Below are 23,180 nucleotides of genomic sequence, written 5' to 3'. Positions count from 1 at the left end.
ATGATCCCTGACCCCAATGGTCAGAGCAGCCGTTGCGTCATCGCATAGCGGACGATATCGGCCGTGCTGGTGAAGCCCATCTTCTCCATCAGGCGAGCCTTGTGGGTGCTGACGGTCTTTTGGCTGATGGCCAGTTCCGTAGCGATCCGCGAGACGCTGAAGCCATGGGCGAGCAGGCGCATGACCTGCAGTTCCCGGTCGGTGAGCGTGTCGTGCTGACAGTAGGGTCCCAGGCCGCTGGCGGCAAAGGCGATTTGTTCGGCCAATCCGGCGTCGATATAGCGCCCACCGGCAGCCACTCTGCGGATGGCCGCGAGCAGGGTCTCGGGGTCGCGGTCCTTGGTCAGATAGCCGGAAGCACCCGACTTGAGCGCACGCTGGGCGATTTGTACTTCATTGTGCATGCTCAACACCAGGATCGGCAGTTGTGGATAGTGGGTGCGGATGCGCGCAACCAGATCTTCGCCGCTGATGCCTGGCATACTCATGTCGAGCAACAGGAAATCTATGTCGCCCTGGCGCAGCCGTTCGAGCAGCATCGTGCCGTTTTCCGCTTCAGCTATGACTTGCAGGTCACCAGCCAGGGCAAACAGCTGTTTCAGACCTTCGCGCATAATTGCGTGATCGTCAGCGATCATCATTCGGATCATGGGGCCTCTGGGTCTACCTGAATAGGGATGTGAACCCGCACACGGACACCCTGTCCTGGGTTGCTGTCTATGGTAACTTTACCACCGAGCATGTGCCCGCGCTCTCGCATGCCGAGCATCCCAAGCGTGCCCTTGGTCAGTTGCTTTGGATCGAAGCCCCTGCCGTTGTCGTGCACCTCGATCAGCACCTGCTCTAGGCCGCACTCTAGTCGGATGTCTACCCGGCTAGCCCGAGAATGCCGAGCGACGTTGGTCAAGGATTCCTGAATGACTCGGAAGGCCGCGGTGGCGCGCTCGTCATCGAGTTCCAGGCGAGCCGATGGCGCCTTCAGCCGGCAGGGAATGCTGGTGTTCCGGGAAAACTCAGAAACTAGCCATTCGAGCGCCGAGGGCAGGCCCATGTCGAGGGCAGCGGGGCGCAGACTGGTCGCCACGTTGCGAACCACCTGGATGGTTTCGTCGACCCGGGTCATCAGCGCCTGGACCCGTTCTACCAGCGGCGGATGGTCTTTACCGAATTGCAGGCGCAGCAGGGAAATGCCCATGCGCAGAGCGGTGAGTTGCTGGCCCAGTTCGTCGTGGATTTCCCGGGCGATACGCTTGCGCTCCTCTTCCCGAGCGGTTTCGCGGTAGCTGGACAGCTGGCGCAGTTGTGCATGGGATTCCTTCAGGCGCCGTTCTGCTGCGCGCATGGCGCTGATGTCGCGGCCGATCGAGAGAATGCTAACCAGCCGCCCCTGTCGATCGCGTTCTGGCACCAGGCGGGCCTCGTAACGGGCCGCATCAGTGCCCGGTGCGGCATCCATGATGATCTCTTCTTCAGTGGCCTCGCCGGTTCGCACAATGCGTTCGAGCGTGTTCCGGAAGGCGCGTGACGCATTCAAGTGGGGCAATGCCTCATCGGGGCGTTTGCCGAGAATTTTGTCCAAGGGTTTGCCAAGGAGGGCTTGCGTGACCGGGTTGGTGTAGATGAAGCGACCTTGCAGATCGAAGCGGGCGATGACATCGGGGCTGTTTTCCACCAGCGCGCGGAATTCCTGCTCGCGGACGTGCAGGATGCGTTCCGCATGCTTGCGCTCGGTGATGTCGCGGAAGATACCGACGATCCTCTGGATGCGCCCGTAAGCGCCGCGTACCGGGATCAGCGTCGAGTGAAAGGTCAAGTTCCCGGCGGGCAGATCGAGTTCCATTTCCGAGTCGAGAGGAGCACCACTATCCACGCAACGTTGATACTCGGCGATGGCAACGGCAGCGATATGTGGCGGCACTATTTCCTCAATGTTCTTGCCGATCAGTTCGGCACGCCCCATGCCTAGGTTACGTTCGGTGGCAGGATTGACCTCGATGGTGCGGAAGTGTCCTTCGTCAGTCACCTCCAGTAAAAACAGGGAGTCCAGGGAGTTGTCGAAGATTTCCCGGTAACGTTGTTCGCTCTCGAGCAGCAATGTCTCGGCTCGTTTACGTTCAATAGCGATGGCAGCCAGATGGCTGGCCTGATGCACCAGTTTGAGATCATCGTCCGTCGGCAGCCCCGGCTGGCGCAAATAGATACAGAAGGTACCCAGGACCTTCCCGACTGAGTCCTTAATCGGCTCCGACCAGCAAGCTCGTAACCCGGTATTGATGGTCAGTTCGCGGAACGCGTCGCAGTAGGGATGCGAGGCCAGATCCTCGGCGATGACCGTAGTACCGCGCCAGGCGGCGGTGCCGCAAATGCCGATGCCATCGCCGATCTCGATGCGACCAAGAGCGTCCTGATAGTCGGGCGGCAGGCGGGGTGCCGAGCCGAGGAGCAGGTAGCGGCCGTCGTCGTCCACCAGCATGATGCTGGCCAGGAAGTCCGGGCGGGCCTGCTCAATATATTTCGTCACCAGCGCTAAAACTTCCGGCAGCGGGGTGCCCCGTGCCAGCCGCTCGAAAATACACAGTCGGGCCTCTTCCAGGCGTTCGTGGCGCTTCAGTGCAGTGATGTTGTGTCCCTTGACCAGAACGCTGACCACCGTGCCATTCACGCCGCGTTCGGCAATCATCTGTATGGCGTGTGCGACGATCTCTCCGCTTTCGGGACTTGGCCACTCCACGACGGTTTCCAGAGGCTCTCCAGTGGAAATCACTTGACGCAATAGTGCCAGGTATTCGGTCACCGGCATGTTCGCGCTCCAGCTGTCTTCAAGCGGGAGTTGTAACGCTCGGGCGGCAGGGATGCCGGTCTCCCGCTCGAAGGCCGGGTTGATGTAGGTGCGCTGGCAGTTCAGGTCGTAGCGAATGATCAGGTTCAGCGAGTTCTCAGCCAGTGCACGGAACTGCCGCTCGCTGGTCAGCAGACGGGTCTCCATCTGCCTGCGCTCGTTGATGTTGCGGCTGATTCCGACGATGCGATAAATGTGGCCCCGCTCGTCGTGTACAGGAATGAAGGTCGAATGCATGGCGATGAGCCCTGCGGGTAGCTCAAGTTCACCTTCCCATTCGATATTTTTTCCGCTCACGAGGCAGTGGTCGAGTTGAGCGAGTATCTCGCGCGACGCTTCCGCTCCAGCCGACTCTCCGAGGTAGCGGCCAATCAACTGTTCGCGGCAGAGCCCCGACGATCGTTCGAACGCGGCGTTGATCTCGACGTAGCGAAACTGATGATCCGCAGTCACCTCCAATAGATAGAGGCAGTCCGCCGAGTAGTCGAAGACTTCCCGGTAGCGCCTTTCGCTGTCCCACTGGGTAGCTTGGAGGCGCCTGCGGTCGGTGATGTCACGAGCCAGCGCCAAGTTGTAGTTCTGACCACCGAGTTCGATGCAAGTGATGCTGATTTCGACCGGAAAGATGCAGCCGTCCCTGGTTCGGTGACGGCTCTCGATGATCTCGGGAGGGCGCTCTGGAATGTTGTGCCAGTCTGCCAGTATCTGCTCGTTGGTCCAGTCAGGATCTATTTCGGCTACTGTCATTCGCAGCATTTCTTCACGGCTGTAACCCAAGCTTCGGCAGGCTTCGTCGTTGACGTAGCAGAAGCGGGCCTGGCTATCGATCAGGTAGGCGGCCTCGTGCACATGACTGAGGGCGAAATCCATCAGGGAGAGGCGCACTTCGCTTTCCAGCAGTGCCTGTTCGATGCGTTTGCGCTCGCTGATGTCGTGCAGGAAACCGAACCAGAGAACCGCGCCGTCGGCTTCTCGCGTCGGTTTGGAGCGGCCCTCGAGCCAGATCTCGCCCTTTAGCGGATGGCGTACCCGGTATTCGCACTGCCAAGGGCGTAATGTGCGCGCCGACTCCGCGAGCGAGTCTTGAACCCGGGCGACATCCTCGGCGTGGATGCGTTCGAACAGGATGCTGGCGTCCTGCTTCAGTTCGTCCACGGTCCCGCCATAGTATTCTTCATAGCCGGGCGAGGCCCAGGGCATGGAAACCTTGCCATCGTTGCCCAAGCGAAAGGTGCCGATGATGCCAGGTGTGGTGTCAACGATCCGTTGCAGCCACTGATCCTGCTCCAGCCGCTCGTCCAGGCTCTGTGGGGCTTCAACCGGGACGATTTCGCCGAGCAGTAATGTGCCAACGGCAACCAGCTTGCTGTGCCCGTGCAGCAGACTGCCATCCTTGCGCCGATAGCGCAGTTCAAGTGGTCGATCAGCGAGGTAAACCGGCAAGACGTGACCATGCAAGGCTTGTAAGCCCTCGAGGTCGATGCGATGGAGCAGCTCTGAAAAAGGGATGCCGAGCAATTCCGGGGCTGTGTAGCCGAACAGCCCGGCAAAAGCGTCATTGACTTTCAATATCTGGCCCTGGCCATCAAGTAGAACCAGGGCGGAGGACACCAGATCGAAGGTGGCCTCGAACAGTTGGGATTGCGCCGTCCGTGCGGTTAAAGCGTCCGTTTCCATGGAGAGCATCATCTGTACTTCGCTCAAAAGTTGGGGAAGGGGACTTGCCGGCGGCTCTTACTAGCGGCGCAAAGCAATTTGCCATAAATGTATCGACCGATTATGCGGTAGCGATCACCCTTTTGTAGTGGACTTAAGTTGGATACCCGTTGAGGCGAGAATGCTCGCCAGATATAGCTGTCTGATGATCAAGCAACGTCGTTCCTTTTCCGCTGTATTCAAGCGCCCACATCGAAGCCTGGTTTTTTTCGAAGTCGTGGTCGCGGCGGGAGCTGCGGGTTTCCAGGCGCAGGTCGAAGCGTTTGATCAACGGGTCGTTTGATTTCCCCTGTGATCCCTTTTGTCCCCCCACCTGTCCCCCCACTTCATCGTCGGATGAGGTCAAATGGCGTTGGACGTCATCGGACAGGGGAATGCCTGAAGCCAGCGACATAACTAGGCTATCAGGAGGCATCCCGGGTCGGGATAGGATTATTTCGGACGTTAAAAAAGCCGGCTTGTGGCCGGCTTCTCGGGGACTGGCTTGGTTCATTTTTGGTAAACCGCGCCAGCCTTCAAAACGTACACCCGGATCTTCGTCCGGCTGTGGGACTTGGCGAGAAAGTGATCTGCCTTGTCGGTGCGATCTGAGCCTTGGGAAGGGTCGATGCGCAAATGTGGGGCGCAGCATACTGATTTTTTTGGGGAATTCCCAGCTTGGAGTGCGGGTAGGGCCGTTGTGAGGGCGATCTTGTGCCGCGGGATCGCCAGTTGATGTGCTTTATACAGATCCTGTGGTGAGGGGGCTTGCCCCCGTTGGGACGCGGAGCGGCCCTGAAGTGGGTTATTCAGATGCACCGCATGCATAGGTTTTGCGACTGCTTCGCAGCCGAACGGGGGCAAGCCCCCTCGCCACATTGGGTCGCTGGGCTACGTAGTCACAGGAACGGCAGCGGCGGCCTGCGTTTATTCAGCGTGGACCACCAAAACACCCACCCCAATACCCTGATGTTCTGCTTGTCGATCTGCTCGGCACTGAAGATCTCATCCGGATGCTCGGCTTTGTTGTAACTGCGCAACCGCAGAGCGTTCCCCGGCATTCGATGCAGGTATTTGATCCGTAACATCCCGTCATGCTCGATCGCATAAATTTCCCCGTCGACAATCTGCGTAAGCCCGCGATCAATGGCAAGGGTGGAGCCGTCTTCAATCTTTTCGGCCATGCTGTTGCCGATCATGTAGGTACAAATGGCATCAGCATGATTGATTTCCAGGGAGTCGAGGTGGCTGCGGGGCAGGCGGATGGATTGGCTGGGGTCTTCGATGACGTGGGTTTTGTTGGAGCCCGGGGCGGTGGCTGTTTCTTTGTAGAAGGGCAGCTCGACGTCGGTGGGCTCGATGACTGTGTAGATGCCGCGGATGGCTTGGGCATCGAAGGTGTTGCCTGACTCGTCGAGCAGGCGCAGGTGTTTGGAGTCTTGTGGACCTTCGCCGGTTTTTAGCCAGTCGCTGTTTACTGACAGTAGTCTGGAAACCTCTTCCATGCGGTAGGCGGGCACACCGCGGGTGTACCAGTTATGGATGTTTTGCGCTTCCGTGTCGAAAAAAGCAGCAAATCCTGTCGTCGTGATGTTCGCTTTTTCGAGGAGCGCTTTAAACCGTGGGCCGCTAGTGTTCTTTTTCATAAACACGAGTCTACTGGCGCGGGGTGGGGGTTTGAATAAACGACCCGTTCAAATTTCGAGGGAAATTTAAGACCGGATGTAAGACGCTTTTAGTGGAAATTAAACAAGAAAAAACCGAAGCCAAGAAGTGCTAAACGTGCTGTTTAAGGCGGGTTCCAATCGGCCACAAAAAACCCCGGATCAACCGGGGTTTTTTTCAAGCGTCGCCGCTAGAAGCCTACCGCTGCTTCTCAGCCTTTATAGGCAGCAACCGACTTGGTGATCGCTTCGCGGGCGGCATCTGCGCCGGCCCAGCCTTCGATCTTCACCCATTTGCCTTTTTCGAGGTCTTTGTAGTTCGCGAAGAAGTGCTCGATCTGCTGAATCAGCAGCGGTGGCAGGTCGGTGTATTCCTTCACGTCGACGTACAGCTGGGACAGCTTGTCGTGTGGAACCGCGATCACTTTGGCATCGCCGCCGCCGTCGTCGGTCATGTTCAGGATGCCGACCGGACGTGCGCGGATCACCGAACCTGGGGCAACCGGGTAAGGGGTCACGACCAGCACGTCGAGGGGATCACCGTCGTCAGCCAGGGTGTTAGGGATGTAACCGTAGTTGGCCGGGTAGAACATTGGGGTGGCCATGAAACGGTCAACGAACAGGCAGTCGCTGTCTTTGTCGATTTCGTATTTGATCGGCGCGTGGTTGGCCGGGATCTCGATCGCGACGTAGATGTCGTTCGGCAGGTCTTTGCCAGCCGGAATCTTGCTGTAGCTCATTGGGCGGTGCCCCCGTTAGTTGACCAAAAACACTTGGCCGGATTGACCAAAAAGTGGCGGCGATTATAGGCATATTCCGCCTTCGACGCTATGGACCAGAGGTCGTGTAGACCTTAGTCGTGTGCCTGATAGACAGGGTTATGAGCCTGAAGTTGCCGCAGCCTGTCTAAAGGGTCCTGACGGTAGAAGAGCTTCAGCTGCTCATAGACTTGTGGATAAGCCTCGTGCAGCAAATCCGGGGCGCTGAAGAAGTATTCGCTGGTGACCGCGAAGAACTCGGCGGGGTTTTCCGCTGCGTACGGGTCGATGGCGGTTTGCGTGTCAGGGTTATGGTCCAGTTGCCGGTCGAGGTCGTCATAGGCCTCTTGCATCACCCTGGCCCAGTCGCTGATGCGCATGTCGGCGTGCAGCGGTGGCAGGCCATTGGCGTCGCCGTTGAGCATGTCGAGTTTGTGCGCTAGTTCGTGGATCACCAGGTTGTAGCCTTCCCAGCCACCGCTGGCCATCACGCCGGGCCAGGCAAGGATGATCGGGCCTTGCTGCCAGGCCTCGCCGCTGTGTTCGCCGTCCCACTCGTGTTCGACACCGCTGGCATCGCGATGGCGCTGGGGGCTGAGGAAGTCGTCGGGGTAGAGGATGATTTCGTGAAAGCCCTGATACCAGTTCAGATCGCCCAGATGCAGTAGCGGCAATTGGGCCTGGGCGGCGAGCAGCAGGCGCTGCTCCTGATGGAGTTCCACACCGGGCAGGGCGGTCAGGTGTTTGTCTTGCAGGAACAGCACGCAGGCTTCCCGCAGCCACTGGTCTTCGGCTGCGCTGAGGCCATCGAGAAAGCTCAGGTGATGGCGCACCCGTTGCCACAGGTCGTCGGCAATCGGATGCCTGGCCAGGGTGCGCTGGCGTCGCCAGGCGCTAAGGGACCACATCGCGAGTCAGTGCGGTTCGGTTTTGGACGCGGTATGACCGAGGCGGCTGCGGATCACGCCGATGATCATCGGTAGCAGCGACAGCAGGATGATGCCCACCACCAGCAGCGACAGGTTTTTCTTGATGAACGGTACGTTGCCGAAGAAGTAACCGAGGGTCACCAGGCCACCCACCCACAAGATGGTGCCGAGAATACTGAAGGCAAAGAAACGCAGGTAAGGCATTTTGGCGACGCCGGCGACGAATGGGGCAAAGGTGCGGATGATGGGCAGGAAACGCGCCAGGGTCACGGTTTTGCCGCCGTGCTTGTCGTAGAAGTCATGGGTTTGTTGCAGGTAGTCGCGACGAAAGATTTTCGATTTCGGGTTGCTGAACAGCCGTTCACCGACGGTTCGGCCGATCAGGTAGTTGGTGCTGTCGCCGAGAATCGCCGCCAGCATCAGCAGACCGCCCAGCAGCACCGGGTCCATGCCGCCACCGGCCGCCACGGCGCCCGCGATGAACAGCAGGGAATCGCCCGGCAGGAACGGCATCACCACCAGACCGGTTTCGCAGAAAATCACCAGAAACAGAATGGCGTAAATCCATGACCCGTAGTTAGTCACCAGCAAGTCGAGGTAAACGTCGAGATGCAGGATAAGGTCGATCGGGTTGAAATCCATGGAAAGCACCTGTGGTGATGGCCCGACTCTGCAGGCCTGTGCGGATGGCTTCGCGTAAGACTACAGCTAAGTGTGATTTTTCTTACGAGCCGGAAGAATGGGCATTATACGGGGGGAGAGGTGAAAAACGCGTCGAGTTTGTAGCGGGGGATGTCGATGGGTCGACTACAGGTCTGTGGCTTTGCACAATCCTCTGTGGCGAGGGGGCTTGCCCCCGTTGGAGTGCGGAGCACTCCCAAAACCTGACATGCGCGGTTTGTCTGACGAGCTCATTTGCTGGCAAGCCCTAATGCTGGTCAGTTAAGGAGCGGAACCTGTGGGAGCGGGCTTGCTCGCGAAAGCGGTGTGTCAGGCGACATCAATGTTGACGGTGCTACCGTCTTCGCGAGCAAGCCCGCTCCCACATGGATTGCGCTTAACTGACTGGCATTAGGGCAAGCCCCCTCACCACAAGAGCCCACGCTGTGTGTTACAGCCCGTCACTGATCGGCAACACGTAGTTCTTGAACTCGGTGTCTTCCTTGAACCCGATGGATTCGTAGGTTTTCTGCGCGACGTCGTTATTGCTGCTGGTGGAAACGCGCATGCGCACGGCATTGGTTTCCTTGGCCATTTTTTTCGCGGTGCGGATCAGGTTGTCGGCCACCAACTGACGGCGGGCGTCTTCGGCGACGTAGATGTCGTTGAGGATCCACACACGTTTAAGCGAAAGCGACGAAAAGCTCGGGTACAACTGACAGAAACCCATCAGTTTGTTGTTGTCGTCATCGGCCAGGGCCAGGTAGATCACCGATTCCTTGCGCCGCAGGCGCTTCTCAAGGAACGACCGGGACGAGTCCGGATATGGCAGGGAACCGTAAAACTCGCGATATTTGACGAACAACGGGGTCAGCAGGTCCAGGTGTTCGAGGGTCGCTTGAATAATCCGCATGGTAGGTCTCGTCTTCAAGTGGCTGTCTTACATGGTGACGGCGATGGGAAACCCTTGGCGGCCGTGCATCGATCCTGCCTGAAACCTGAATAGAAACGCAATGCGGAAACGGTTCAGGCATCCGACGGGCTGAGTAGGAAATTACCTTTCATGACTGCATCAAAGTCCGACTCCAGCGTCTGAACCTGGGCTTCGTCCTTCAGACTGACCCCCGATAACTGCCGCCGACAGGCTTCGCGCATCAAATACAGCAAACGGTGTGCCGCCATGCCGTAACTCAAGCCTTCAAGCCGGACATTCGAGATGCAATTGCGATAGGCGTCCGTCAGTCCGACCTTGGGATTATAGGTGAAATACAACCCCAGGCTGTCTGGCGAGCTTAATCCTGGGCGTTCGCCGATCAGTATGACCACCATTTTTGCCCCCAGCAGTTGGCCAATTTCGTCGGCCACCGCGACCCGGCCCTGTTCCACCAGAATCACCGGCGACAGGGTCCAGCCCTCAACGGCTGTCTGTTCTTCCATGCGTGCCAGAAACGGTAAGGTATGGCGATGAACGGCCAGCGCCGAGAGGCCATCGGCCACCACGACGGCCAGATCCACCCCACCAGGATTGGATTGCGCGTAATCGCGTAGCGTCTGCGCCGACTCATCGCTCAACTTGCGCCCCAAATCGGGGCGCTGCAAATAGCTGTTCCGGTCCGTGGCGGCGCTGTGCAGCAACAAGCTCTCACGTCCACGTTCGGCCAGTTGTGAGCTGAGCCCCGGGTGGTCGAACGGCAGATGCACCGCATCCCGGGCCTGTGCATGGGCGTACTGAAATTCCAGCTGCGCACTCGTGGGCAGGCTGGTGCCGGTGCGGCCCAGCGCAATGCGTGCCGGGGTCAGGCGACGCAGTTCCAGCAATGGGTTTTTCGGATCGACAGGTGGTTTATCCATCTCAATACTCATCCCAGTTGCGCCATGGCCTGACGGAAGGCCGGTGGCAGGTTGTCGCCGAAGTGAATTTTGCCGCCTGCCTGGGTGAAGATGCCCATTTTCGCCAGCCACTGTTCAAACTCCGGCGCCGGTTTCAGGCCTAGGGTTTGCCGGGCGTAGAGGGCGTCGTGGAACGACGTGGTCTGGTAGTTGAGCATGATGTCGTCGGAGCCGGGGATGCCCATGATGAAGTTGATCCCGGCCACGCCCAGCAGGGTGAGCAGAGTGTCCATGTCGTCCTGATCGGCTTCGGCATGGTTGGTGTAACAGATGTCACATCCCATGGGCACGCCCAGAAGTTTGCCGCAGAAGTGATCTTCGAGACCGGCGCGGATGATTTGTTTGCCGTTGTAGAGGTATTCCGGACCGATGAAGCCTACGACGGTGTTCACCAGAAACGGTTTGAAATGGCGCGCCACGGCGTAGGCGCGGGTTTCGCAGGTCTGTTGATCGATGCCGTGGTGGGCGTTGGCCGACAAGGCGCTGCCCTGGCCGGTCTCGAAATACATCAGGTTCTGGCCCAGCGTGCCGCGATTCAGGCTCAAGCCCGCGTCATAGCCTTCCTGCAAGACGTTGAGGTTGATACCGAAACTGGCGTTGGCCGCTTCGGTGCCGGCAATCGACTGGAACACCAGGTCCAGCGGAACGCCACGATTGACCGCCTCGATGGAGGTGGTGACGTGGGTCAGCACGCAGGCCTGTGTCGGAATGTCGTAGCGCTGGATGACCGCGTCGAGCATTTCCAGCATGGCGCAGATCGAAGCGATGCTATCGGTGGCCGGGTTGATGCCGATCATCGCGTCACCGTTGCCGTACAGCAGGCCGTCGAGAATGCTCGCGGCGATGCCGGCCGGTTCGTCGGTGGGATGATTGGGTTGCAGGCGCGTCGAGAGCCGGCCGCGCAGGCCCAGGGTGCCGCGGAATTTCGTGACCACGCGGATTTTCTGCGCCACCAGCACCAGGTCCTGCACGCGCATGATCTTCGACACCGCGGCGGCCATTTCCGGGGTCAGGCCCGGAGCGAGGGCGCGCAGGCTCTGTTCATCGGCGGCGTCGCTGAGCAGCCAGTCACGAAAGCCGCCGACCGTGAGGTGGCTGACGACCGCGAAAGCCTGTTTGTCGTGAGTGTCGATGATCAGTCGGGTGACTTCATCGGCCTCGTAAGGAATCAGTACTTCCTGCAGGAAGTGAGTCAGCGGAATGTCAGCCAGGGCCATCTGCGCGGCCACCCGCTCGCCATCGTTGAGGGCGGCAACGCCGGCCAGAAAGTCCCCGGAGCGCGCCGGGCTGGCCTTGGCCATGACGTCCTTGAGGCTGTCGAAGCGGTAGGTCTGGGCGCCGACGGTATGGGCAAATGCGGCCATGGGACGGTGTCCTCCTGATTAAATGATGATCCGTAGGAGCGAGGCTTGCCCGCGAAGAACGATAACGCGGTGCATCATGCAAACCGCGTTATCGTTCTTCGCGGGCAAGCCTCGCTCCTACAGGATCGGGTTGCCGACCTCAAATAGGGCGTGCGCCAAGCGACAGGCCCGGCGCCGGTGCAACTCAGATGCCTTCGAGCATAGCGTCCGCCGGTGCATCGGCGCGCTGCTTGGCGGTCAGTTGGAAATACAGGTAACCGGCCGCCATGAACCCGAGGAACACACACCCGATCAAGGTGTTGAACCACGCCATCGCCACCAGGCACACCACCGCCAGAAACAGCGCAATCCCCGGCACGATCGGGTAGCCCGGCGCGCGGAAGGTGCGTTCCAGGTTCGGTTCGGTTTTACGCAATTTGAACAGGCTCAGCATACTGATGATGTACATCACGATGGCGCCGAATACCGACATGGTGATCATCGCAGCCGTCAGCGTCATGCCTTGCAGGTTGATCAGGCCGTCGCTGTAGATCGCCGCGATGCCGATCACGCCGCCCGCCAGAATCGCCCGGTGCGGCGTCTGGAAGCGCGAGAGCTTGGCCAGCCCTTGAGGCAGGTAACCGGCGCGAGCCAGGGCGAAGAACTGTCGCGAATAGCCAAGAATGATCCCGTGGAAGCTCGCCACCAGGCCGAACAGGCCGATCCATACCAGCATGTGCATCCAGGTCGAATTATTGCCGACCACGGCTTTCATCGCCTGAGGCAGCGGATCGTTGATGTTCGACAGTTGACGCCAGTCGCCAACACCGCCGGCCATGACCATGACGCCGATGGCCAGGAACACCAGGGTCAGAATGCCGCTGACATAAGCCTTGGGAATCGTGCGTTTCGGGTCCTTGGCTTCCTCGGCGGCCATGGCGGCGCCTTCAATGGCGAGGAAGAACCAGATCGCGAAAGGTATCGCCGCAAACATGCCGGGGATCGAGGCCATGGTGAATTCGTTGGCGCCCGACCAACCGTTGAGTACGAAGTTGCTGAAGCTGAAGCCCGGTGCGACCACGCCCATGAACACCAGTAATTCGGCGACCGCCAGCACAGTGACCACCAGTTCGAAGGTGGCTGCAATGCTCACACCGAGGATATTCAGCGTCATGAACACGAAATAGGCGCCAACCGCGGCGATCTTCGGGTCCAGTTCCGGGTATTGCACGTTGAGGTAGGCGCCGATGGCCATGGCAATCGCCGGTGGCGCAAAGACGAATTCGATCAGGGTGGCAATGCCGGCAATCAGTCCGCCTCTTTCGCCGAAGGCCCGGCGGCTGTAGGCAAACGGCCCGCCAGCGTGGGGAATGGCGGTGGTCAATTCGGTGAAGCTGAAGATGAAACAGGTGTACATCGTCGCCACCATCAGTGCGGTGACGAGAAAACCCAGGGTCCCTGCGGTGCCCCAGCCGTAACTCCAGCCGAAGTACTCGCCGGAAATCACCAGGCCGACGGCAATGCCCCATAAGTGCAGGGTGCCGAGTGTGGGTTTGAGCTGTGTCGTAGAAGTCATAAGTCCTCGCTGTCTTTTTTATTGTTTGATCTGTTGGACTTTCGGGTATGGCGTTTTCGTGTGATGCGGGTACGCAAAGCCCGTGCCAGACCAGCAGGGCGATGATTTACGGTGCGTTTAAGGACGCCATCGCGGGCAAGCCCGCTCCCACAGGGTTATGGGATAAATTCACCTTTTGGGGTTGACCCAAAACACTGTGGGAGCGGGCTTGCCCGCGATGACCATCTGAAGGGCGATACAGAACTACCTGTATCGCCCCCGGGTTTTTAGAAGAAGCCCAACGGATTGATGTCGTAGCTCACCAGCAGGTTTTTGGTCTGCTGATAGTGATCGAGCATCATTTTGTGGGTTTCACGGCCGACGCCGGACTTTTTGTAACCGCCGAACGCGGCGTGCGCCGGGTACAGGTGGTAGCAGTTGGTCCACACACGACCGGCCTTGATGGCACGGCCCATGCGATAGGCGCGGTTGATGTCGCGGGTCCAGAGACCGGCGCCCAGGCCGAACTCGGTGTCGTTGGCAATGGCCAGGGCTTCGGCTTCGTCCTTGAAGGTGGTGATGCTCACCACCGGGCCAAAGATTTCTTCCTGGAACACGCGCATTTTGTTGGTGCCCTTGAGCAGGGTCGGCTGGATGTAATACCCGGTCGCCAGGCTGCCCTCGAGTTTTTCTACCTTGCCGCCGGTCAGCAGCTCGGCGCCTTCGCCCTTGGCGATTTCCAGGTACGAAAGGATTTTGTCGAATTGCTGTTCGGACGCCTGGGCGCCGACCATGGTGTCGGTGTCCAGCGGGTCGCCGCGTTTGATTTGCAGGACTTTGTTCATGACCACTTTCATGAACTCGTCGTAGATCGACTCTTGCACCAGGGCGCGGGACGGGCAGGTGCAGACTTCGCCCTGGTTGAAGAACGCCAGCACCAGGCCTTCGGCGGCCTTTTCGATGAAGGTCGGTTCGGCTTGCATGATGTCGGCGAAGAAGATATTCGGCGACTTGCCACCCAGCTCCACGGTGGACGGAATGATGTTTTCGGCGGCGCATTTCATGATGTGCGAGCCGACCGGGGTCGAGCCGGTGAAAGCGATCTTGGCGATGCGCTTGCTGGTGGCCAGGGCTTCCCCGGCTTCTTTGCCGAAGCCTTGCACCACGTTGAGCACGCCAGGCGGCAGCAGGTCGCCGATCAGTTCCATCAGCACGGTAATGCCCAGTGGGGTTTGCTCGGCAGGTTTAAGGACCACACAGTTGCCGGCGGCCAGGGCCGGGGCAAGTTTCCAGGCGGCCATCAGAATCGGGAAGTTCCACGGAATGATCTGCCCGACCACGCCGAGCGGTTCATGGATGTGATAGGCCACGGTGTTGCCGTCGATCTCGGCGGCGCTGCCTTCCTGGGCGCGAATGCAACCGGCGAAGTAGCGGAAGTGGTCGGCGGCCAGCGGGATGTCGGCATTGAGGGTTTCGCGTACGGCCTTGCCGTTGTCCCAGGATTCGGTGATCGCCAGCACTTCCAGGTTCTGTTCGATGCGGTCGGCGATTTTCAGCAGGACCAGCGAGCGTGCCTGGGCGGACGTGGCGCCCCAGGCATCGGCGGCGGCATGGGCAGCGTCCAGGGCCTTTTCAATGTCTTCGGCTGTGGAGCGTGGGAATTCGGCAATAGGTTGGCCGTTGACCGGCGACGTATTGGTGAAGTACTGACCTTTGACAGGCGCGACGAACTCGCCGCCGATGTAGTTACCGTACTTGCTCTTGAACGAAACGATAGCGCCTTCAGTACCGGGGTGAGCGTAACGCATGATGGGTTTCTCCTTGGCTTTTGTGCTTATAAGGGAGGACGCGCTAAAGCGCTGCATTAAGCGTAGAGCAAAGGTCGGGCCAGCGCCTTGCAGGTCAGGTAAATCAAGGCTTTGCGTGTTTTTTGTCGGACGGGTGGGCGGTGTTTGTGGCGCTTGCGGTACAGCCCCCGTGACACTTTGTACCGTTTGTGGCGCAGCCTGTGACTGGTGGGTCTTGCCAGCATTGCAATGCATCGATGGCTGGAGGATGCTGAGCCTCAAATTGCCACACAGGTAATCCGCTGTGGCGAGGGGGCTTGCCCCCGTTGGGCAGCGAAGCAGCCCCCAAACCATTCACCTCGATTTACCAGACACACCGCATGCTCAGGATTTACGACTGCTGCGCAGCCGAACGGGGGCAAGCCCCCTCGCCACAGGAGTGGCCAGATAAGCACTCACCTTTCGGGGAGAATAATAAGAAATGCACGACAACCATTTGAGTCGCCATGCCCAGCAAGTGTTGACCGTGACCCAGGGTAAATCCCACCTGCACGGTCCCGGCAGCGATCCGTCCATTGCCCGTTCCTGGCTGCGTTGTCTGGAGGATTATCACCTCGACCCGGCTCTGGCCATGGCGCCGACGGTGCTGGAGCATGGCCGCGTGCTGGAAAGCCGCGAACGCTTGCAACAAGTGCTGCAGATCGCCGGCAACGAAATGACCAGCCTCCACCAGCAACTTTCCGGCGCCGGCCATGCGGTGCTGCTGACCGACGCCCGCGGGGTGATCCTCAACTGCGTCACCGCGCCCACCGAACGGAAGATTTTCGAGCGTGCCGGCCTTTGGCTTGGTGCCGACTGGAGCGAGGCCTGCGAAGGCACCAACGGCATCGGCACCTGCCTGGTGGAGCGTCAGTCCCTGACCATCCATCAGGACGAACATTTTCGTGGTCGTCACACCGGCCTGACCTGCTCGGCGAGCCCGGTGTTCGACCCCCACGGCGAGCTGCTGGCGGTGCTCGACGTGTCTTCGGCGCGTCACGAGGTTTCGCGTCAGAGCCAGTTCCACACCATGGCCCTGGTCAATCTGTCGGCGAAGATGATCGAGAGCTGCTATTTCCTGCGTTACTTCGACAATCAATGGTTGCTGCGTTTTCACTTGCAGGCCGAGTCCGTCGGGCTGTTCAGCGAAGGGTTGTTGGCGTTCGACGGTGAAGGGCGGATCAGTGCGGTGAACCAGAGTGCGCTGAATTTGCTGGGGCATATTCGTGGTGGGCTGTTGGGCAAACCGGTGGAGGCGTTTTTCGACTGTTCGCTGGATGAATTGCTCGGCCGCGCGAGCGCCAATGCCAGCGCCAGTTGGCCGTTGCGCACCCGTGACGGGCGGCGGCTGTTTGCTGTGTTGCGCGGGCAGCCTCGCAGCATTCCGGTGCCGGTGGTGCAAAGCCCGATGATTGCCGAGCGTGCGCGCTTGTCGGGTATTTGCCTGGGCGATGCCGCGTTACAGGAGGATTTCCGTAAGGCCTTGCGGGTATTTGAACGGGATGTGCCCTTGCTGATCAACGGCGAAACCGGCTCAGGCAAGGAGGCCTTTGCCAAAGCCGTGCATCAGGCCAGTCAACGGGCAGAAAAGTCTTTCATCGCCCTCAATTGCGCCGCGATCCCCGAAAGCCTGATCGAAAGCGAACTGTTCGGCTATCGCGGCGGCAGTTTCACGGGGGCCCGCAAGGAAGGCATGCGCGGCAAGTTGCAGCAGGCCGATGGCGGGACTTTGTTCCTCGATGAAATCGGTGACATGCCGCTGAGCATGCAGACCCGCTTATTAAGGGTGCTGGAAGACCGTCAGGTGGTACCGATCGGTGGCGAACCGGAGTCGGTTAATGTGCGGATCATCAGCGCCACTCACCGCAATCTGCTTGAACGGGTGCAGGACGGCAGTTTCCGCGAGGATTTGTATTACCGGCTCAATGGGCTGGAGGTCGCATTGCCGGCGTTGCGTGAGCGTTCTGACAAATCGCAGTTGCTCGACTTTTTGCTGGCCGAAGAGGCGGGCGAGGAGACGGTATTGATCGACGGGCCGGCGCGGCAGGCCTTGCTGGACTTTGCCTGGCCGGGGAATGTGCGGCAGTTGCGCAATGTGTTGCGGACCCTGGCGGCGTTGTGTGATGACGGCCGGATCGGGCTGGAGGATTTGCCTGCGATGATTCGCCAGGCCCGGCCGGTGACGGCGTCGGCAGCTGAAGAACCGTCCGAGTATCCGCTGGACGACGCCGAACGGTTGGCATTGCTGACGGTGCTGGAGCAGCAGCGCTGGCACATGACTAACACGGCTGAGCAGTTGGGCGTCAGTCGCAATACCCTCTATCGAAAACTGCGCAAGCACGGTATCGCCCGTTAGGTACACCACACCCCCTGTAGGAGCGAGGCTTGCCCGCGAAGGCCATCACGCGGTTTGCCTGATACACCGCGTTATCGTTCTTCGCGGGCAAGCCTCGCTCCTACAGAGGGGGTGGTGTTTGATCTTGAAACACAAGGTGCGATTTTCCCCTCCCTACGCTAACCTGCGGCCATGTTTACGAGGTCGACTATGCACATTCATATTCTTGGTATTTGCGGCACTTTCATGGGTTCGATGGCGGTTCTGGCCAAAGAGCTGGGCCATCACGTGACCGGCTCCGATGCCAACGTCTATCCACCGATGAGCACTCAGCTGCAAGCCCAGGGCATTGAGTTGACCCAAGGTTACGACCCGGCGCAGCTCGATCCGGCCCCGGACCTGGTGGTGATCGGCAATGCCATGTCCCGCGGCAACCCGGCCGTCGAATACGTGCTGAACAAAGGCCTGCCGTACGTTTCCGGCCCGCAATGGCTGGCGGATCATGTATTGCAAGGCCGCTGGGTATTGGCGGTTGCCGGTACTCACGGCAAAACCACCACCAGCAGCATGCTTGCCTGGGTGCTGGAACATGCCGGCATGAGCCCGGGTTTCCTGATCGGCGGCGTGCCGCAGAATTTCTCGGTGTCGGCGCGTCTGGGCGACACGCCGTTTTTCGTGATCGAAGCCGACGAATATGACAGCGCGTTCTTCGACAAGCGCTCCAAGTTCGTTCACTACCGCCCGCGCACGGCGATCCTGAACAATCTGGAGTTCGATCACGCCGACATCTTCCCCGATCTGCCAGCCATCGAGCGGCAGTTCCACCATTTGGTACGGACCATCCCGAGCGAAGGCCTGGTGATCCATCCGACCACCGAGCCGGCATTGCTGCGGGTCATCGACATGGGCTGCTGGACCCCGGTGCAAACCACTGGTGCCGGCGGTCAGTGGCAGGTCAAACTGCTCAGTGAAGATGGTTCGAAATTCGAAGTGATGTTCGAAGGCGTCGCCCAAGGTGTGGTCGAGTGGGACATGACCGGTCAGCACAACGTCGCCAACGCCTTGGCCACTTTGGCCGCCGCTCGCCACGTCGGCGTCGTGCCATCAATGGGCATTGCGGCACTGAGTGCGTTCAAAAGCGTGAAGCGGCGGATGGAAAAAGTCGCGGAAGTTCGTGGCATCACCATTTACGACGACTTCGCTCACCACCCGACCGCCATCGCCACCACCCTCGACGGTTTGCGCAAGCGTATTGGCGACGCACCGTTGATCGCGATCATCGAGCCGCGCTCCAACTCCATGAAGCTTGGCGCTCACCGTGATGGCTTGCCGGAAAGCGTGGTCGATGCCGATCAGGTGATCTGGTATTCGCCGGCCAACCTCGGTTGGGACCTGGGCGCCACAGCAGCGTTGTGCACCGTGCCGTCGATCGTCAGCGATTCGTTGGAAGGCATCATCGAGCGCGTGAAGAGCCAGGCCCAGCCTGGCACTCACGTGGTGATCATGAGCAATGGCGGCTTCGGCGGCCTGCACGGCAAACTGGCCGAGGCGCTGCAATGAACAACGGTCCGGAGCGCATCACGCTGGCGATGACCGGCGCTTCGGGCGCCCAGTATGGCTTGCGCCTGCTTGACTGCCTGGTGCGTGAAGACCGCGAGGTGCACTTCCTGATCTCCAAGGCTGCGCAGTTGGTGATGGCCACCGAGACTGATGTCTCGCTGCCGTCCAAACCGCAAATGATGCAAGCCTTCCTCACTGAATACACTGGCGCTGCTGCCGGGCAGATTCGGGTGTACGGCAAGGAAGACTGGATGTCGCCGGTGGCTTCGGGCTCTGGCTCGCCAGCGGCGATGGTGGTGGTGCCGTGTTCCACCGGGACCTTGTCGGCTATCGCGACCGGGGCCTGCAACAACTTGATCGAACGGGCTGCCGACGTGACCTTGAAGGAGCGCCGCCAGCTGATTCTGGTGCCGCGCGAGGCGCCGTATTCGAGCATTCATCTGGAGCACATGCTCAAGCTGTCGAACATGGGCGTGACGATTCTGCCGGCGTCGCCGGGCTTCTATCACCAGCCGCAGACCATTGATGACTTGATCGACTTTGTCGTGGCGCGAATTCTCAATCTGCTGAACATTCCACAAGACATGCTGCCGCGCTGGGGTGAACACCATTTGAGCAGCGATGAATAAGCTGCTGATCATCCTGCTGGCTTTGCAACTGACGGGCTGCGCCACGGCGCGCACCCTCGATGCCGCCAAGCCAGGGGCACCGGTGGTGTATTCGGGGACGCGTCTGGATTTGTATGCGATGAATGGCGGGTGCTGCGCGATGGACAGATTTGGCGCAGAAGCGCCGAGTTATCCGGGTGTTGATCTGCCGGCGAGTGCGTTGCTCGACACGCTGCTGTTGCCGCTGTCGTTGTTGACGGTGATTGGCGTAAGTTTTCAAGCGACCGGCGGATTGTAAAGGCAGCTGCGATCCCTGTGGCGAGGGGGCTTGTCGGAACGCCGCATCGCCCCGTTCGGCTGCGAAGCAGTCGTAAATCCAGGTGACTCGGTGCAGCTGAAGAAGCGGAGGGCCGCTGCGCGACCCAACGGGGGCAAGCCCCCTCGCCACAGGTCCGCGTCGGCCTGAAATTATTTGCCTAACTTGCGCAACTCATCCGACTCGACAATCCGCACGCCATCCTGCTCTTCCAGCGCCAGGCGCCACATGGCGCGGGCCAGGTGGCAGGCTTCGATCCCGTGGTACTTGCCCGGAATCAGTTTCGACAACGGGCCGGCAACCCGCTCGCCTAGTCGCGGCTCGACGCGATCGCCCAACAACAGCGAAGGCCGGCAAATGGTCAGCTGCGGCCAATCCTGTGCGCGCAATGCGTGTTCCATCTCGCCTTTAACCCGGTTGTAGAAAATCGAGGATCTGCGATCGGCTCCCAAGGCGCTGATCACAATCAAGTGCCGTGCGCCCATTTCCCGCGCACGTTTGGCGAAGGCCACGACCATGTCCAGGTCCACCGCGCGAAACGCTTGCTCGGAGCCGGCCTGCTTGATCGTGGTGCCGAGGCAGCAATAGGCAATGTCGACGCGACCGTTCAATTGCGGCAAAAACGCCGCTGGGTCGCCGACCGGGTTTTCCAGGTGAGGGTGTTCGGCCAGCGGCCGGCGTGAGGGGGCCAATACTCGAGTAATCGTTGGTTCATTGAGCAGGCGGTCAAGCAAATGTTCACCGGTTAACCCGGTAGCTCCGGCAAGCAATACATGCTGAGGCGTCAAGTACATAGTAATTCCCCCTTGATACTATTCAGCTTAGTTGCTCTTTTCATCCTTGCTGATAGAGACACTTTGCAGTGCTTTTCGTGCCTGCTGTTTGCGTAACAATTGCCAGTGGGCGAGAACGGTTTTCGGGGCCCAGATTTGCGGCTCGGAGGCTTCGAAGTTATCGGCCAGCTCACGCTCGGCCACGGTGCCCCTGGCCAGCTTGAAGGCTTGCTCCAGATCGTCGGTCTGGTTCAGCGCCTGGGCGAACAGTGCGTCGCCGAAATAAGTGAAGTTGGCTTCTTCCGAACACCCGAAGGACACCCGGTCGGCGCGCGAGGCGGTCATGATCAGGGTGCGTTCGTCCTTGAGCGCGGGGATGAAGCCGCCGGAATAGCAGGAGGAAATCACGATGATTTTGTCGCGCTTTTTCAGGGGCTCGAGGACGGCGGCGAGTTCGTCGGCCGGCAGATCGGCCAGCTCCATGCGTGGTTGGTCGAGCACCAGTTCGTGTTCGCTGGTGCCGTGGCTGGTCAGGTAGATGAACAACAAGTCTTCCGGGCCGCTGCGTTCGGCCAGGGTCTGGGCGGCGCGGCGCAGGTTCTCCCGGGTGGCCATTGGTCGGTCGCCGAGGTGGTCGCGATGGTTGACCAGGCGGATCTGGCCAAAGGCGCCGAAACGGCTGGCGAGCATGTTGGCGACGTAGTCGGATTCACGCAGGAACACGCTCTGCTTGCCGTCACCGCCCAGGGTCAAGGTGTACAGCTCGACCGCCGGGGTCGAGGCAGGCACGTTGGCCAGTGCATCGTCGAGCAAGCGGCCCTGGGCCAGCAAACCGAGTTCGAGGGTGTCCGGCAGCAGCTTGTCGTCGGCGTCGCGCACGCGCTGACTATTGATCCAGGTGCCGCTCAGCACCGTGCCATCAGTCAACACCAAAGTACCTTGGCCCTGATAGTTGTCACCCTCGAACTGGCCGACATAGAAACTGCCATCGGCCAGGTTCAAACGGCCCTGGCCGGTGAAACGCCAGTCGCTGAACTGACCGATATAGTGACTGCCGTCGGCGCCGATCAACTCGCCCTTGCCGTTCAGCACGCCTTCCTTGAACTGACCGAGCCAGACATCGCCATCAGCGTTCTCGTAGCGACCCTTGCCGTGCAGTTGATTGTTCTTGAAACCGCCGACATAGATATCGCCATCGGCGCTGTTGAAAGTGCCGGTGCCTTCCAGCTGACCGTCGGCGAAATGCCCGGTGAACTGATTGCCGCTGGCGTCGCTGCGCTGGCCTTCGCCGTTGGGTTTGCCGTGGGCGAACTGACCCTGGTACTGGCTGCCGTCTTCGAGTTCCAGACGACCGAGCCCTGAATATTGATCGGCTTTGAACTCGCCGCGGTAGGTCATGGTGTTTTCTTTGAGGGTGCCTTCGCCATCCCGTCGACCGGCCTTGAAACCGCCGGTGTAGCGGCTGCCCGTGGTGGTCAGCGTGCCTTGGCCGTCGAACAATCCCTGCTGGAACTGCCCGCGATAGACCTCGCCATTGCTGCCGTGCCATTCGCCCTGGCCATGCCATTGGCCTTTGTCGAACTGGCCGGCGTACCAGCTGCCGTTCGGGTAATCGATGCGGCCCTCGCCTTGCAGCAGCCCGTTTACCAGATCACCGCGATAGCGTCCGCCGTCCGGCAGGCGGGCATCGGGGGGCATCAGCGATTCGCCATCGCCGCAAGCGGTGAGCAACAGGGTCAGAGCAAGGAGTGCAAGTGAGCGCATAGCGGGATCCGGACAATTAGGCGACCGAGTATGCCGCAGCTATGTGTCCTTACATAGCTGGTAGAAAAGCAGACGGCGCGAAACAGCGTGACCTGCTTCGCATCCGGGATGGTTTACACGAAGCAGAGGGACAGTGGCTCGGCGATAAACGCCGGTTTGTCCGACCCTTCGATTTCAAGCGTAGCGGTGGCCTTGAGCAACCATTGGCCGGGTTTCTTCTCGGTGACGTCGTTCATGTCGACCTTGAGTCGAACCCTGGAATTGACCTTCACAGGCTGGATGAAACGAACGCTGTCCAGACCGTAGTTGACCACCATCTTCGCGCCTTCGGGCAGGATGAGGATGTCTTCCATCAGTTTGGGGATCAGCGACAACGACAGGAAACCATGGGCGATGGTGCTGCCAAAGGGTGTTTGCGCGGCTTTGACCGGGTCGACATGGATGAACTGATAATCGCCTGTGGCTTCTGCGAACAGGTTGATGCGTTCCTGATCGATGGTGAGCCATTGGGAACGTCCGAGTTCCTTGCCGACATAATCCTTGAGCTCCGCAACTGGAACGTAGGGCATTGAGACTCTCCTTGGGTGATCGGTTTTATAGTTTTTCGGGTGGAGGATTTGACCTCCCTGAGAACCACTTTAGATCAACATGGCAAATTGCTCCGG

19 protein-coding genes are annotated in these 23,180 nt (G+C 59.8%); 4 read left to right on the top strand and 15 right to left on the bottom strand.

Features of this window, described 5'->3' with window-relative positions:
- Positions 1–20 precede the first annotated feature (20 nt).
- From ACA044_RS26825 to exaC, 12 genes are all read right to left on the bottom strand, one after another.
- Complete coding sequence (locus tag ACA044_RS26825; protein ID WP_497444014.1) at positions 21–650, bottom strand: response regulator transcription factor; 630 nt, start codon at positions 648–650, stop codon at positions 21–23.
- Positions 647–4,516 carry a PAS domain S-box protein gene (locus tag ACA044_RS26820; RefSeq protein ID WP_497444013.1) on the bottom strand — a complete coding sequence of 1,290 codons (3,870 nt, stop codon included), beginning with the start codon at positions 4,514–4,516 and terminating at the stop codon, positions 647–649. Before ACA044_RS26820 ends, ACA044_RS26825 begins: the two co-directional genes overlap by 4 nt.
- Positions 4,517–4,649: 133 nt before the next feature.
- Positions 4,650–4,949 carry a hypothetical protein gene (locus ACA044_RS26815; RefSeq protein WP_497444012.1) on the bottom strand — a complete coding sequence of 100 codons (300 nt, stop codon included), beginning with the start codon at positions 4,947–4,949 and terminating at the stop codon, positions 4,650–4,652.
- 484 nt (positions 4,950–5,433) lie between these two features.
- Complete coding sequence (locus ACA044_RS26810; RefSeq protein WP_497444011.1) at positions 5,434–6,180, bottom strand: S24 family peptidase; 747 nt, start codon at positions 6,178–6,180, stop codon at positions 5,434–5,436.
- A 230-nt stretch (positions 6,181–6,410) separates the two neighbouring features.
- Positions 6,411–6,938 (bottom strand): inorganic diphosphatase, encoded by a 528-nt coding sequence (ppa, locus tag ACA044_RS26805; protein ID WP_003205933.1) that lies wholly within the window; start codon positions 6,936–6,938, stop codon positions 6,411–6,413.
- A gap of 113 nt (positions 6,939–7,051) precedes the next feature.
- Complete coding sequence (locus tag ACA044_RS26800; RefSeq protein ID WP_497444010.1) at positions 7,052–7,864, bottom strand: M90 family metallopeptidase; 813 nt, start codon at positions 7,862–7,864, stop codon at positions 7,052–7,054.
- Between the two features lie 6 nt (positions 7,865–7,870).
- Positions 7,871–8,527, bottom strand: coding sequence for a DedA family protein (locus tag ACA044_RS26795; protein WP_497444009.1), 657 nt, complete (start codon positions 8,525–8,527; stop codon positions 7,871–7,873).
- Positions 8,528–8,996: 469 nt separating this feature from the next.
- Positions 8,997–9,458 (bottom strand): GNAT family N-acetyltransferase, encoded by a 462-nt coding sequence (locus ACA044_RS26790; RefSeq protein ID WP_497444008.1) that lies wholly within the window; start codon positions 9,456–9,458, stop codon positions 8,997–8,999.
- A gap of 113 nt (positions 9,459–9,571) precedes the next feature.
- Complete coding sequence (eutC, locus tag ACA044_RS26785; RefSeq protein ID WP_497444007.1) at positions 9,572–10,396, bottom strand: ethanolamine ammonia-lyase subunit EutC; 825 nt, start codon at positions 10,394–10,396, stop codon at positions 9,572–9,574.
- Positions 10,397–10,404: 8 nt separating this feature from the next.
- Positions 10,405–11,799 (bottom strand): ethanolamine ammonia-lyase subunit EutB, encoded by a 1,395-nt coding sequence (locus ACA044_RS26780; RefSeq protein WP_497444006.1) that lies wholly within the window; start codon positions 11,797–11,799, stop codon positions 10,405–10,407.
- Positions 11,800–11,983: 184 nt separating this feature from the next.
- Positions 11,984–13,354 (bottom strand): ethanolamine permease, encoded by a 1,371-nt coding sequence (gene eat / locus ACA044_RS26775; RefSeq protein WP_497444005.1) that lies wholly within the window; start codon positions 13,352–13,354, stop codon positions 11,984–11,986.
- 266 nt (positions 13,355–13,620) lie between these two features.
- Complete coding sequence (gene exaC, locus ACA044_RS26770; protein ID WP_030129557.1) at positions 13,621–15,141, bottom strand: acetaldehyde dehydrogenase ExaC; 1,521 nt, start codon at positions 15,139–15,141, stop codon at positions 13,621–13,623.
- A gap of 460 nt (positions 15,142–15,601) precedes the next feature.
- On the opposite strand from exaC, the gene ACA044_RS26765 reads away from it, so the two are divergent.
- From ACA044_RS26765 to ACA044_RS26750, 4 genes are all read left to right on the top strand, one after another.
- Positions 15,602–17,515, top strand: a complete 1,914-nt coding sequence (locus tag ACA044_RS26765; protein ID WP_497444004.1) for a sigma-54-dependent Fis family transcriptional regulator — start codon at positions 15,602–15,604, stop codon at positions 17,513–17,515.
- Between the two features lie 189 nt (positions 17,516–17,704).
- Positions 17,705–19,054: a UDP-N-acetylmuramate:L-alanyl-gamma-D-glutamyl-meso-diaminopimelate ligase gene (mpl, locus tag ACA044_RS26760; protein WP_497444003.1), complete on the top strand. Its 1,350-nt coding sequence runs from the start codon at positions 17,705–17,707 to the stop codon at positions 19,052–19,054.
- Positions 19,051–19,683: a flavin prenyltransferase UbiX gene (gene ubiX / locus ACA044_RS26755; protein WP_007937469.1), complete on the top strand. Its 633-nt coding sequence runs from the start codon at positions 19,051–19,053 to the stop codon at positions 19,681–19,683. The genes mpl and ubiX overlap by 4 nt, the downstream gene beginning before the upstream one ends.
- The gene (locus ACA044_RS26750; protein ID WP_497444002.1) at positions 19,676–19,960 is read left to right on the top strand and encodes a YceK/YidQ family lipoprotein; all 285 of its coding nucleotides are present in this window, start codon (positions 19,676–19,678) and stop codon (positions 19,958–19,960) included. The genes ubiX and ACA044_RS26750 overlap by 8 nt, the downstream gene beginning before the upstream one ends.
- A gap of 170 nt (positions 19,961–20,130) precedes the next feature.
- On the opposite strand, the gene ACA044_RS26745 is transcribed toward ACA044_RS26750, so the two are convergent.
- The 3 genes from ACA044_RS26745 to ACA044_RS26735 all read right to left on the bottom strand — a co-directional run bounded on the left by ACA044_RS26745 (position 20,131) and on the right by ACA044_RS26735 (position 23,084).
- Complete coding sequence (locus ACA044_RS26745) at positions 20,131–20,772, bottom strand: oxidoreductase (protein ID WP_497444001.1); 642 nt, start codon at positions 20,770–20,772, stop codon at positions 20,131–20,133.
- Between the two features lie 27 nt (positions 20,773–20,799).
- On the bottom strand, positions 20,800–22,515 hold the full coding sequence (locus ACA044_RS26740; protein WP_497444000.1) for a C13 family peptidase: 1,716 nt from the start codon (positions 22,513–22,515) through the stop codon (positions 20,800–20,802).
- Between the two features lie 113 nt (positions 22,516–22,628).
- The gene (locus ACA044_RS26735) at positions 22,629–23,084 is read right to left on the bottom strand and encodes a MaoC family dehydratase (protein WP_497443999.1); all 456 of its coding nucleotides are present in this window, start codon (positions 23,082–23,084) and stop codon (positions 22,629–22,631) included.
- Positions 23,085–23,180: the final 96 nt, after the last annotated feature.

This window comes from Pseudomonas sp. LBUM1673 (genome assembly GCF_059695645.1).
Note: the sequence above shows the minus strand (reverse complement) of the source record. Positions and strands in the feature narration are given on the sequence as shown.